Origin of the sequence: Zunongwangia endophytica (assembly GCF_030409505.1) — a bacterium.
GTDB lineage: Bacteria > Bacteroidota > Bacteroidia > Flavobacteriales > Flavobacteriaceae > Zunongwangia > Zunongwangia endophytica.
In genome coordinates this window covers 4,218,690-4,232,175 of sequence record NZ_JAUFPZ010000002.1, presented here as the reverse complement: position 1 = coordinate 4,232,175, position 13,486 = coordinate 4,218,690, and the positions used below count along the sequence as shown (strand labels likewise).

Here is a 13,486-nt window from a genome sequence, read left to right as displayed (position 1 = left end):
GCCAAAAAGGCTATATTATTCGGAATACTGAATCGTTTTTTCTAATTGAAGGGCTTTAGGAAACAAAATATTATTTTCCAGATGTATATGATGGTGAAGATCCTGTTCAAATTCATCTAATTTAGAGAAAAAAGCACGATAGGTATTGCAGGCACCTTCAGGTGGTGTATAGTTATTACTAAGCTTGGCAATTTTTCTTAAAATTTCGCCCGCTTCTTCGTGTTCAGCCTCCATCATTTTTATAGGATTATCTACTTTCTCAAATTGTGGATGGGCTAATTCGGTATTCTCAGTTTTGGACTGAAGCATTTTTTTGATAAAAGGAAATAAAATGAGCTCTTCTTTTCGTAAATGCCCGCTAAGCTCTGTAGCGACCATTGCAAAAAGCGCTTGGATTTCCAGCAATTCAGGATGGCCATCACCGTGTACTTTAGCTACTTTTGTACCGTATTGCACTAACATTGGGATACTTTCTTCAACATATCTATGATGGATATTGATAATATGATCGATTAAAAAATCCAACTCCCAGTTATTATAATCTGTAGCACGATCTTCAATATGATCAAGGTTTTGTAGATCTTGTGCTACATCTTCAAAAGAAACATTAGCACGATCACAGGCTTTTTGGATGCTAATCCCGCCACCACAGCAAAAGTCGATATTATACTTTTTGAAAACATGTGCGGCTTTAACATTTTGAGTAACCATTTGACCTACTGTTTTTGTTTGTAACATATTCATAACGATGATTTTTAAATTCTACGTTACAAAGTTGAAGAACTGCTGGCTTTTAAATTATGAGTGAACTCATAATAATTCTTTTAATCTAAAATATTTTAGGATAGATAGCCTAAAAGTTATTTTGGATATTTTTAGAGCAAAAAAAATTCTGTAAACATAGCAGTAAAAGAATTGTAACCGTTCCCACTGGAGAGATGACTATCTTCCACCTTAATTCATAATGAAACTGCTGATATACCCGAATCTTCCTGAGAAAATTATTTCATTTTCCATTGACTTGAACACAGAAGTTAAAAAATTAAATTATAGGTCAATTAGATAACTGAGAGCTTACTGAGCAGTTAGAGTCAGCAGCTCAGTTCACTCTAAAACATCTAAAAGAAGTATATTAAAATAGTATTAGGGAAAAGGAAACTGCTGGAACAATGCCGAAGCGGAATCCTTTTTTAAATCTCTAAAAGTAGATTGGGTATATTGGCATAAATATAAACTTAGATCAAAGGCATAATTATCTATCTTTCATTTCAATGGAAAGAAACCTGGTACAATATCAGAAGAAGCCATTCCTATTTAGGAAACAGAACCATTAAAGAATTTGAAATAGATATGCATCATCAAAAACTAGCAACATAGTCACTCAACTTAAAGTCCAGCTTTTTGTTGCAAGTTCATATAAAAATTCACCAAATTTTCAACTAGTTTGTTCAAGGTTTATAAGACTTCCATCTGAGGTAGTTTAGCTAAAAATCTTTTTTTTCAGAAATATATTTTATTCGCCAAACCGGTAAAATAACCCAACAAATTAATACTGAAAAAGATATGATAGTTCCTAAAGCTGTTCCAAAAAAATCTTTAAAAACAGCTCCGGTATATCCTAATAAAGCCGAGATGTCCAACTTCAGCAAAATAAGAATACGCGAAAGATCTATTGGATTAAGCATAATCGTGATTAAAGAAAACTTATCTAATGGATAATCCTGAAAATAAACTAATGCCACCAAAAAAAGTCCGTCATATACTATAGCCATAAACAACCATAGTAGAATCGCCAACCCAAAACCTTTTATCTTGTTTTCGTTGGATAAAGCGATATTTAAAGCCAATGCGGTAAATATTAAACTTAAAAATACTCCTGAAATTAATAGTGAGGCAAAATCCCAAATTGCACCAGATTGTAACACTCCATAAGCTATAAAAGGTAGGCCAAGGCCCAAAATAAGGCTAGTTGATAAGGATATGGCCAAACCAAAATACTGTCCTAAAAATATGCTGTTTCTACTAACTGGTAAGGCTAAAAGAAGTTCTGTAAATTCGCGCGAATTGTAAAAATACATCACCCCAAAAATGGTACTGATAAGCGGTACTAAAATAATGATAACATTCATTAAGGTAATTACCGCATTAGACAGATCGTTATTTAAAAAAAGTAATACAACTCCTAAAAGCAAATAGAAAAAGAAGTATACGTAACTCCAGCGGCTACGGGATAAATCGTAAAAGCTATACTTTAATATTTTAAGCATGATTACTGGTTAAAATTTTGGCAATTGCATGTTCAAAATTTGGCTCTCCGGTTACGGTTTTTAAATCGTTCACCGTGCCTTTAAAATAAATTTTACCTTCCAGTAAGAAAATAATTCTATCTGATATTTCTTCCACAAAACTCATAATATGGGAAGTAATAAGTATGGTTTTCCCTTTTTCTTTTTCTTGCTGAATAAGCTCCCTTAACCGGATAAGTGAAACAGGGTCTAGTCCAGAAGTTGGTTCATCCAGAATAATTAGAGGGCTATCAAACATAAAGCATAAAACTAAATTTACTTTTTGCCGGCTCCCACCAGAAAGCTTACCAAGCTTTTTATCTAGATAAGGTTCTAACTTAAAAAGTTGAATTAATTCCTTATCTCGTGGGGACTGGCCACGAAGATCCTTTACCATTTCGATAAGTTCTTTCACCTTTAAATTGCTAGGGAAATTAGCAATTTGCGGTAAATAATCGATTTTTTGTCGGTAACCATAGCGTTTATGCACTTTACTATCAATTACTTTTATTTCTCCCTGCTGTGGCAACACCATCCCTAAAATGCTTTTTATTAAAGTAGTCTTTCCAGAACCATTAGGGCCTAAGATAGCGATAATTCCGGCTTCGGTAATCTGGAGGTTTAAGCCATTTAAAACCTTTAAATTCCCAAATTGTTTATGAAGATTTGTAATTGTTATCATTCTATCTTTTTCATTTTAGGTTCTGCATCGATAAGATCTGCCGGAGTAAAAATAGGAGAGACTTTTTCTGAAAAATTAAGCAAATCGATAAACATACTTCTTAAAAGTATAATTGCTTCAGGAGTTTTATTTACCACGTAAGAGAATAAACTTACCGGCCTAAAAGGAACATCACCAATCCCATCTTTATCCAAATCGTAACCAGAATAATTACTCCAATAATTGTTCTGAAATTCATTATTATTAAGTTTCCCGGTGTAAGCAACATCAAAAGAGTTGTATAAGAAATTGTTTCGCTTAAATTTATTATCGTAAACCGCACCACGTATTCTTACGGCATAACCATTATTTCTGAAATCATTTTCCAGAAAATCTATGCGATTAGTATTATCGGCACTAATTGCAATGGTATTATCTTCAAAAATATTGTTTTTTAAAGTTGAATCTGTTATTTCTTTAAGTAGAAGTCCGTACGAAGCACTACCCCAGTTTTTCCTGAAGTGATTATGCTCCATATCAATAAATTTTGAATACATTACTGCTACACCGGCACCATTATTTTCAAAAACGTTGGATTTATATAAATCATTATTCGAGAACATAAAATGCAGTCCATACCGTAAATTATTTTTACAGGTATTATTGATAATTTTCGATTTATCTACAAATTCAAAATAAATACCATCTCTTAAACCTTTTACCGTATTATTTTTTACAAGTATATTTTCAGATTTCCAGATATGTATACCGTTGCCAGAAGTTGCCTGGTCTTTTGAATTGCTTTCAATTCTATTCCCTGAAATAATTCCTTCTGAAGATCTTTCAATTAAAATTCCAAAAAAAACATTATCCAAAATGTTATTTTTCAATTCAAATTTTTTGCCTTCAGAAACAAGAATGCCTGCAAAATCCTTAGTATGACTGGTGCCTACATTGATAATTTTCAAAGCTTCAACAGAAAAATTCTCAGTCTTAATTTTTAAACCCATCCCCTCCATTTCAGCATCAATCACCGGATAATTTTCGCCTACGATATGTAAAGCCTTATCAATAATAACATCGTGTTCTTTATAAATTCCGTTTTTTATGAAAATCGTATCGTTTGCTTCGGCTTGTTGAATGGCTGCCTGTAGACTATTAACTTCACAGTTTTCACAAACTATTATTTTTTGTGCTGCACTATTTTCAATCATAAAAACAATAAGCGCAACACATAGAAATTTAGATTTCAGATAAAAAAAAACACGATGTAATTGTTTAATCATGGTCGCTATATTTTTCCTGAAGTTCATCCCAACTCCACAATTTCCCTGCTTTATTGCTTTTATCCTTAAATGCTGCAATGTTACCTCCCATTGGTGATTTTATACTGTCGTTTATTACAAACATCGCTTTATAAGCATTTAGCATTTCCCCAGGATTTTTATAATCTGAAACTAGATTCGTAGCGATTGTATATTGATTTTGTAATTGATCCTGTAGCATGCACTCTATGGCATCGTATTTATATTGTTTGCCTTTATCTGTTACTGCCTGGCTTGCAAAAGATTGGTCTACAATCGTCATTTCACAAAAATCGCAATGATCGTTACCATAATTAATAGCCTGCGGTTTGGTATTACAAGCGGCCAAAATCAGTAAAATGCTTATAAAAAATAGCTTTTTCATCAGTTTCAGTTTTTTACACGTTTACCGGTCCACCACGAGATTAAAACGCATAACATCCCTAATAACATAAAATAAGCTCCTCCACGAGGATAAGAATGTGCCGTAAAATTCAGTATTTTTTGGGATCCAAATAGGGGTGGCTTGTAACTTAAAGGATTACCCTGAGCATCGGTTAACTTAAGAATCGCTTTAGGATCTAGATTGGTTCCATAATTGATAAGCCAGGTATTAAAATCTATCATTCCTAATATTCCCAACACTAGCATTAAAATAAACCACCCTAAAAACCAGTTGACATTTATTTTTTTTAAATATCCTAAAATACCTAATAAAATCCCCAATGCTGCCATAATTCCAATCACTATGGGAAATATGTTGAACTCCCACATTTCAGATGGAGTTGGTATTTTTTTCATACCGATATAATGGTTCACTCCGTCTATATTCTGGATATCGAATTCTTCTTCTCCTTGAATTCCGCCTATGTAAATATCCATTCCCAAAGGATCGGGATACTGTGGTGCCTCAAGTTGGATATTCCAAAGCGGAAATACAAAGAGGCCAAGTAATAAAGCAGAACCAATAATCATTAAAATTCCTGATTGCTTCATGAGTAAAAGTTTTTAAAAAGCAGGCAAACCGCAATTTGCCTGCTTTTCCCTCTAACTAAATTTCAACTAATTAGATTACTTAATTTCTTCGTCATCTAATGTCCATTTTAATGGAACATTGGCATTTTTACCAGAAACCCTTATATAACCCTGCATTTCCTGATGAAGTGCCGAGCAGAAATCGGTACAATAAAACGGCCATACACCTTCTCGTTTTGGTTCCCAGATAATGGTTTTTGTTTGCCCCGGCATAATTAAAAGTTCAGATGTATTTGCTCCAATCATGGCAAAGCCGTGCGGAACATCAAAATCCTGTTCTAAGTTTGTTACATGAAAGTATACTTTATCCCCTACTTTAATACCCTCTAGGTTATCTGGGGAAAAATGGCTTCTTACGGTAGTTAAATAAATATGCACTTCGTTGCCATCCCTTTCCATCCTGGTTTCAGATTCCTGTTTTGCGGCATATTTGTGTTCGTTTTCATCTAAGCGATAAATTTTTCTGGATTTCGATTTAATAATTTCAGCTGGGATACCTGCGGCGTAATGAGGTTCTCCATGAGTTGGAAAATCTAAAAGTAGTTCCATTTTATCCCCAGAAATATCAAATAATTGTGCAGAATGTTCTAATTCTGGGCCAGTTGGTAAATAGCGATCTTTTGTGATTTTATTTAGAGAAATCATGTATTTACCAAAAGGTTTTCTGGAATTCCCACCGGGAATCATAAGATGCCCTACACTGTAATAGCTGGGTTGGCGATCTAATACTTCAAAGGTTTTAAGGTTCCATTTTACAACTTCAGAAGAAATAAAAAACGTAGTATAGGCATTTCCTTTCCCGTCAAACTCGGTATGCAAAGGTCCTAAACCACCCTCTTTAACGGTGCCTGCTAAAGTCGATTCAAAATTAAGGATAGGAATACCATAAGCATCACCATCAAAATCTTTATTTTCTATAGCTTTTAGCATTTTAGAAAAAGAATGTACGGTAAGATTTGTTGATAGTTTCCCGTTACCTACAATATATTCGCCAGAAGGATCTACATCACAACCGTGTGGAGATTTTGGTGTAGGCATAAAAAATACTGCATCTTCTACCTTTCTTGGATCTACACGCAGCACCTTTTTTTCAATCGTACTGGTTGCGGTTTGCGTATGATGATCGAAAACATTGTGTGCATATTTCGCATCAATTTCTTCACCACCACCATCTTTTACGTATTGCTGAATTTTCTTCCAGTTAATCGCGGCAATAAAATCTTTATCGTTTTGGGAAGCATTTACTTCCTGCATGGTGTGCGCTTCTTCTGTATTATAGGTAGTAAAGAAAAACCAGCCATGAGAATCGCCACGCCCGGGATGAGAAAGATCATAATTAAAACCAGGCATATCCAATTGAAAATCGATATTCATCCTACCTTCATCATTAATAGCAATAAAAGTAAGTGGTCCTTTAAAATTGCCTTTCATTTTATCGATAGCCATATCTTCCTGTGGGTAAGGAATAGAAAAACGGGTACCCGCAACGATATACTCCGTATTTTCTGTAACATAAGCAGAAGAGTGATTCCCAGCGCTATGCGGAATTTCAATGATTTCTTCAGTTTCAAAAGTTTCCAAGCTAATACGGGCTATTCTTGGCGTATTATTTTCATTTATAAAAATCCATCGCCCGTCCAGCTCGCCATTCGTTTGCGAAATATCAGGGTGGTGCGCATCTCCCCATGGCACCATACCAAATGAGGTATTTAGCATAGGTGCTGTTTCTTCTGAATAGCCATAACCATTGGTAGGAAATTGCGAAAAAACAGGAATTTCTTTAAGCATTCTTCCGGAAGGCAAACCATAGACGGTTAAATTACCGCTGTAGCCCCCAGATAAAAATGCATAATATTCATCATGTTCTCCCGGGGCTACATAAACACGTTCTGCCGCATTAGAAGTAATAGCGCCAGATTTTTTTGAAGCCGAATCCTGGTTGCCGCAGGATTGTAAAATAAGCCCAATAATACCCAAGATCGTGAGTGAAATATATCTTTTCATTAGGTTTAATTTTTAAAATAGTTTGATTAGTGAAATAGGTATGTAAATTTTAGCTACTCCATGGAAGTGGCCAAACGGGGATTATTATAATTGCTGAAAATGGCTAAAATTAATTAGCTTTATAGTGTTCTCTAAAGTATTCTAAGATTGCTCGTGCTTCCTCTTCATTAAGACCTTGGTCAGCCATCATTGCCATGTTCGATTCTACCATAAGTTGCTTGGCAATAGGATCTTCTTTTATCATTTTTTCAGGGCTAAGGATCATGTTCATAATCCATTCTGGCGAGCGGCGTTCTGTAACTCCGCCTAAAGATGGACCTACAAATTTCTTATCCATTTTATGGCAAGCGGTACACATTTTACTAAAAACCTCGCTGCCGGTTTTGGCCATTTCAGTATCGATATTAGAAGAAATTGATACCGATTTTATGGGACCAACTCCCTTATTGGACATGTCGACCTCAGCCTTGGCAGAAGATTTTTTTTCTACTTTTTCGGTCCCGGGAGTACCATAATCGTTAAGACGGATGCCGTCTTCGTCCTTTTTTTTATCTGAATTTCCGCAGCTTGCCAAACAAAGTGCTAAAACAACGCCCAACCCAGTTTTTACAATTGATTTCATAAATAATCTGTTTTTAAAATCTGATAGTAAAACTAAAGGATATGTTAATTTTGTTTTATGATTTGAGTCATAAAGGAATAACAGCTAAATAGAGGCTATAAAACAAAAAAATCAATGCTACGCCTGTACTGACCATCTCCCCCAGCGAAACAGGTTCTTTAACCAATCCAAGCTGGAGTAAAAATAGGCCAGTAGAACCATCATGCCTATCATTAACAGAAAACTGTCGAAACCTACTTTACTTAATATTACTAATAACTTCTTCAATGTCCTCTTTCTATACTTTTTGGTTGATCCTAAATTATTTATCAATTCATACATTAGAACTAAATCCCAAATTCTTTGCGTATAATTTAAGCTTCTGTACTCAAAGCACTTAACTTCACTCTAGCTACGTTTCTGAACGAAGGTGCCATACCACAGTTGGTACAGGGATAAAGGTTTTCGATATCTACAAACTCAAGAACTTTACGCAATGTATCGGCCACTTCTTCGGGGGTTTCGATAGCATTCGTTGCTACATCAATTGTGCCCACCATAACTTTTTTTTCGCGCACAGTTCAATTAAGTCAATAGGTACGTGTGAGTTATGACATTCCAATGGCACCGCATCAAACGCTTGGAAAGGGAAGGAATAATCAAAAAATACGTGGCATTGGTGGAAGCAGAAAAAGTTGAAAAAGGACTTATCTTTTTCTGCGATATTACTCTAAAAGAGCATACTAAAGAAATAGACCATCAATTTGTTATAGATATCACGGCTTCCAAGTATGTCTGTGAGTGTTATAATATTTCAGGGGAATATAATTTTAGATTAAAGGTGATGGTAAAGGATATAAAACATTATCAAGATTTGGTATTCAATGATTTAGGTTCAATTAAAACATTGGAAATGCCCAAAATACATTTGAGGGTGTAAAACACGCCTGTGCTGTGCCACTTTAAATTGTAATACCATTCACGAATCAGCTATTAGATCTTGTTTTACGTAAAGAGCATAATTAAACACTTCAAATATGAGGTTTCTTATACTGTATCATCTTTGTCTATTGTATTGAATGGTTTCATTGTAGTTTGCTACAATCGTATAATTTTATAGTTTCCAATCATTGATGTTGAATTTTATTCAGTCAAAACAGCAATCTTTGTCACTTTTTGCTTTTTCAAAACATTCCCGACCTTCTTTAAAAACAAAATAGGAAAGGCTGAGTGTTCTTTTACTGTAAATGTATGGAATCTCGAACAACTCATAAATACCTCTGCTTACAAAAAGGATTATGGAAATGTATACACAGATCACGATACAATTCGTATCGACCAAAATCGGTGCAAAATTAAGTTGTCTTTCATTCAACGCTTCTTTTCCACATCCCCAAAATCCACCTCATTAGGATTGAAATTATTGAAATAACTACACCCCAGAATATTGTGAATGGTTTATGCATTGTTCAAATATTGTAAATCCTGGTAATGACAAGCCAAAAAACCAAAATATAAAACGCAATCCCCATAATTCTTAATGCTGTTCGTTCGAAATTATCTAGTTTGCTATGGGAATAATTCTGAATTCTTACGTTCATATGGGCTATTCCAAATCCTAAAATAATCTCGATAAAACTATCGGATCCGAAACCAAAAGTGCAAGGCTTTCATCTTCAAATCCCAGATATGTCGAAATTAAATCTTCTGCAACATTATAAACTATCGTAAACAGGGCCAGGCCAAAAGCTATTTTGTATAAGGTTTTGTTGTTCATCATATTAGTCATCTTCACAGTATTCTCTTTAATAATTACTCCGTGAATGAGTTCATAAAGTAGACAGAAATGCCACTAAAAGGATACAAAAACTTTGGTTCGAATACCATGAGCTCATCCTTTTGAAAAGTTCGAACCATACTAAAAAAAGTAATAAATAGGAGTTTTGAGATAAAAATTGAAGAATTTACTAACGAAAGAGAAGGTTTTAAAAAAAAGGGATGCTAAAATAGCATCCCTTTTTGTGATCGCGACAGGATTCAAACCCATCTGAAAAACCTTGTATTTATTGACTTTATCAAAGTTAACCTTGCAATTGTTAACCGAATTGTGAACCGTTTTAAAAATTTACTTTCGTCAGGTTTAAATTTTTATAAATATAGTTATTTTTTTTCCTTCCAATGGTTTGTCAATTGTATATTTATTTGCTCTTTAAAGGTACTTTTCCTCTTTACCCTTGGGAGAATATAATTTCAGTATACCTTTCTTAAAAATCCTTTTAAGTCCTCAAATTATTATTAAAGCTAAAATGAATTTACCATTATAGAACACGTTTTCTTATGCTTTTATACTTTATAGGTCAACAGAACTACCTCTATAAAATATTAAAATGACTTCTTTTGGTTGATATTAAAAATTTTTCCTACATTTGCATACCAAACGTTCGGTTTTATGAAGGACTCTAAAGGACAAATATTAAAAACCTCATTACTACTTTTTTTACAAAAAGGTTTTAAAGAAGTGACGATGAAAGAAATTGTAAAAAGTTCAGGGTTTTCAAAAGGAGCTTTTTATCATTATTTCAGTAGTAAAGAAGAGGTGTTTAAAGAAGTGATAGATGTTTATTTCAGTCAAATGCTTCATTTTGATTACAATACTTTACCCTCCAATTCTTTACAATCATTTTATCAGGCTAATCTGAAAATTCTTCAAGAGCGGGATAGCATATTGCAAAGTTGGTATAAGGAAACTTTCGAGGGAGATTTCCCAAATAATATGTATTACATTCTATTTGATGCCCTTCGCTTATTACCCGAAGTTAAAGAACAACAGACCAACAGGATTCAGGAAGAATTGAAAGCCTGGGAAAAAGTCATCACCAATGCGATGACTACCGGAGAAATCAAAACTACGTTTTCACCTAAAAATTTAGCAAAGCAATTTGTATATAGTAGTGATGGAATTGCAATGCATATGATAATGATAAGCAGTTCTGAAAAACTTTTTAAGGAGGTAAAGGAAATCTGGGACAGTCTTTACGAAAGTGTAAAAGCTTAAAAAATTTTATAATAACACATACCGAATGGTCGGTTCAATCGATAGAATAATGACCTTCCATAAGGATGATTATTTTTTAATTGTAAACATACCGAACAGTCGGATTAAATATAAATAAAATGATAAAATACAGAAAACTTTTACTCCTTTTCGGAGTACTCCTTACTTTTCTACAAGCGAATGCGCAGAAATCCAAGGAGCTATCTTTAAAAGAGGCACTAAATTATGCACTTGAACATAAAGCGGATGCTAAAAAGGCAGCGTTGGATATCTCCAAAAGCGACTATCATATTCAGGAAAAAAGGGCGGAAATATTGCCTACCATCGCATTGGATGGCAACCTGATTAATAATCCTATTCTTCAGGAAACCGCCTTACCCGGTGAAATTCTTGGAGAACCCGGCACCGTAGTAATGGCGCCTTTAGGTCAAAAATGGAATGCCGATGGGGGAATTAATTTAACTCAGAAATTATTTGATCAATCGGTTTTTATCGGATTGAAAGCAGCAAGATCCAGCCGGGAGTTTTACCAGATCAATCAGCAACTTACCGAAGAAAATCTAATCGAAAAAGTAGCTTCACACTATTACCACACCCTCATTTTACAAGCCAATCTGACCGCGGTAGATACCACGTATCAAAATACCGTAAAGATTCAGCAAATCATTACAAGTCAATTTGAAAACGGACTGGCGAAAGGGATAGATGTGAAGCGTATTCAGGTAAAAGTGTCTAACCTTCAGGCGCAGCAACAAGAACTTCAGAATTCCATTCAAATCAGTAAAAACACCCTTAAGTTTTTAACCGGTTTACCTATGGAGATGATGATTACTTTAACGGAAGAGTCCTCTCCCCTCTTACCTCAAATTGAAAAAGAAACTTTTGACGTCAGTTCACTCAACGCCTATCAATCGCTGACGAAAGAGAAAGAATTACGCAACTATGCGTTACAGGAAAGCAAGGCGGCCAATTATCCTACACTTGGTCTTAGCGCTCAATATCATTACCAGGGTTTAGGCGATACCTTTCCCATCGGAAAGGATGAAACCCAGCAGGTGTACTGGACAGATTATTCCAGTATCACCCTTAACCTGCATATCCCCATTTTTTCAGGGTTGAAAACACGCGCCAAGGTAAGACAGGCACAACTAGATGTGGAAACCATTCAACTGGACATAGAAGATAAAGAACTATCGCTTCGGGCAGATTTCGAAAACGCGAAAAATCAAATCAGAACTAGTGAGATTACGATAGAAAATCAGCAGCAAAATGTAGTGCTGGCAAAAGAAGTGGTCGAAGATATTCAGAACAACTATACGAACGGACTCGCTCCACTAACTGATGTACTGGATGCCGAAACTTCCCTGATCGAAGCGCAAAATAATTATAACAAGGCGGTACTCGATTATCGCCTGGCACAACTAGACTATTTAAAATCAAAAGGCGAATTACAAACCCTCTTAAAATAAGCAGAAAATGAAAAAAATAATATACAGTATCATCATTGGCGCCATAGTCCTTGGTGGGGCTATTTACCTCCTTCTTTCCAACAAAGCACAAAATCAGCAGGAAACCGCTTTGATTACTCAAAAGAATGATGCCATTAGCGTTAAGGTCGATACGGTAAAACGCATTACCCCACAACTCAGCTATAGTAGTAACGGAACCTTTAAACCGGAACAGGAACTCATCGTCACCCCAGAAACTTCAGGCACCATTTTAAAAATTATGGTCAAAGAGGGCGATCAGGTACGCAAAGGCCAAACCCTGGCCTATCTCAAAAAAGATCAGGCCAATGTATCCTATCAGAATGCCAATGCCAATTACGAAAATGCCTTAGAGAATTATGAACGTTATCAACGGGCATACAAAACAGGCGGGGTAACCCAGGAGCAATTAGAACAAATGAAATTGCAGTTGGATAACGCAAAATCAAGTTTGGAAAATGCCAATTTGGATATTGAGGATACCCGCATTAAAGCTTCGATAAATGGTGTGATCAATAAAAAATTCGTAGAAACGGGAGCTGTTGTAAATACGGGTACATCCCTTTTTGAAATTGTAGATATCACTACTTTAAAACTTCGGGTAAGCGTCCCAGAACTACAGGTTTCTAATATTCGTGCAGGTCAGGAAACGCAGATTCAATTAAACGTTTATCCCGATACCACATTTACCGGCAGCGTATCTTTTGTGGCCGCAAAAGCAGATGGTTCCCTTAATTTTCCGGTAGAAATCACCTTACAAAACAGCCAAAATCATCCTTTAAAAGCCGGAATGTACGCCACGGCCATTTTCAATTTCTCTTCCGAAGAATTACAACCAATCAGCGTTATTTCCCGCAATGCCTTTACGGAAGGTTTGGGCGAAAGTGAGGTTTTTGTGGTAAAGAATAACAAAGTTCACCTGCAAAAAGTACGAACAGGAAAAAACTTCAATAATCAGGTAGAAATTCTTGACGGTTTACAGCTTGGGGATGTGATCGTAACCAGCGGACAGATCAATTTAGAAGATCAATCTGCTATACAAATTATTCAATAA

General features: G+C 35.2%; 12 protein-coding genes and 2 pseudogenes. 5 read left to right on the top strand and 9 right to left on the bottom strand.

Annotated elements, in window-relative coordinates:
- Positions 1-15 precede the first annotated feature (15 nt).
- Complete coding sequence (ric, locus tag QWY91_RS18680; protein WP_290237010.1) at positions 16-744, bottom strand: iron-sulfur cluster repair di-iron protein; 729 nt, start codon at positions 742-744, stop codon at positions 16-18.
- A gap of 406 nt (positions 745-1,150) precedes the next feature.
- Between ric and QWY91_RS18675 the strand changes: the two are divergent.
- Positions 1,151-1,377: pseudogene (locus tag QWY91_RS18675) on the top strand (IS3-like element ISLbl1 family transposase); the annotation flags it as partial.
- Positions 1,378-1,484: 107 nt separating this feature from the next.
- On the opposite strand, the gene QWY91_RS18670 reads toward QWY91_RS18675, so the two are convergent.
- The 8 genes and pseudogenes from QWY91_RS18670 to QWY91_RS18635 form a co-directional block, all read right to left on the bottom strand.
- Positions 1,485-2,267: an ABC transporter permease gene (locus QWY91_RS18670; RefSeq protein WP_249601816.1), complete on the bottom strand. Its 783-nt coding sequence runs from the start codon at positions 2,265-2,267 to the stop codon at positions 1,485-1,487.
- Positions 2,260-2,967, bottom strand: coding sequence for an ABC transporter ATP-binding protein (locus QWY91_RS18665; protein ID WP_290237009.1), 708 nt, complete (start codon positions 2,965-2,967; stop codon positions 2,260-2,262). Before QWY91_RS18665 ends, QWY91_RS18670 begins: the two co-directional genes overlap by 8 nt.
- Positions 2,964-4,232, bottom strand: a complete 1,269-nt coding sequence (locus tag QWY91_RS18660; protein ID WP_290237008.1) for a nitrous oxide reductase family maturation protein NosD — start codon at positions 4,230-4,232, stop codon at positions 2,964-2,966. Before QWY91_RS18660 ends, QWY91_RS18665 begins: the two co-directional genes overlap by 4 nt.
- On the bottom strand, positions 4,225-4,635 hold the full coding sequence (locus tag QWY91_RS18655; protein WP_290237007.1) for a nitrous oxide reductase accessory protein NosL: 411 nt from the start codon (positions 4,633-4,635) through the stop codon (positions 4,225-4,227). Before QWY91_RS18655 ends, QWY91_RS18660 begins: the two co-directional genes overlap by 8 nt.
- Positions 4,636-4,640: 5 nt before the next feature.
- Complete coding sequence (locus QWY91_RS18650; protein ID WP_290237006.1) at positions 4,641-5,246, bottom strand: hypothetical protein; 606 nt, start codon at positions 5,244-5,246, stop codon at positions 4,641-4,643.
- A 75-nt stretch (positions 5,247-5,321) separates the two neighbouring features.
- Positions 5,322-7,289: a Sec-dependent nitrous-oxide reductase gene (gene nosZ, locus QWY91_RS18645; protein ID WP_290237005.1), complete on the bottom strand. Its 1,968-nt coding sequence runs from the start codon at positions 7,287-7,289 to the stop codon at positions 5,322-5,324.
- 109 nt (positions 7,290-7,398) lie between these two features.
- Positions 7,399-7,911, bottom strand: coding sequence for a c-type cytochrome (locus QWY91_RS18640; RefSeq protein ID WP_290237004.1), 513 nt, complete (start codon positions 7,909-7,911; stop codon positions 7,399-7,401).
- Positions 7,912-8,264: 353 nt separating this feature from the next.
- Positions 8,265-8,524 (bottom strand): annotated as a pseudogene (locus QWY91_RS18635) (methionine synthase); the annotation flags it as partial.
- A 6-nt stretch (positions 8,525-8,530) separates the two neighbouring features.
- Here QWY91_RS18635 and QWY91_RS18630 point away from each other — a divergent pair.
- The 4 genes from QWY91_RS18630 to QWY91_RS18615 all read left to right on the top strand — a co-directional run bounded on the left by QWY91_RS18630 (position 8,531) and on the right by QWY91_RS18615 (position 13,486).
- Positions 8,531-8,830, top strand: coding sequence for an Lrp/AsnC family transcriptional regulator (locus QWY91_RS18630; protein WP_290237003.1), 300 nt, complete (start codon positions 8,531-8,533; stop codon positions 8,828-8,830).
- Between the two features lie 1,509 nt (positions 8,831-10,339).
- Positions 10,340-10,945 carry a TetR/AcrR family transcriptional regulator gene (locus QWY91_RS18625; protein WP_290237002.1) on the top strand — a complete coding sequence of 202 codons (606 nt, stop codon included), beginning with the start codon at positions 10,340-10,342 and terminating at the stop codon, positions 10,943-10,945.
- 119 nt (positions 10,946-11,064) lie between these two features.
- Positions 11,065-12,414 (top strand): TolC family protein, encoded by a 1,350-nt coding sequence (locus QWY91_RS18620; protein WP_290237001.1) that lies wholly within the window; start codon positions 11,065-11,067, stop codon positions 12,412-12,414.
- A 7-nt stretch (positions 12,415-12,421) separates the two neighbouring features.
- Complete coding sequence (locus tag QWY91_RS18615; protein WP_290237000.1) at positions 12,422-13,486, top strand: efflux RND transporter periplasmic adaptor subunit; 1,065 nt, start codon at positions 12,422-12,424, stop codon at positions 13,484-13,486.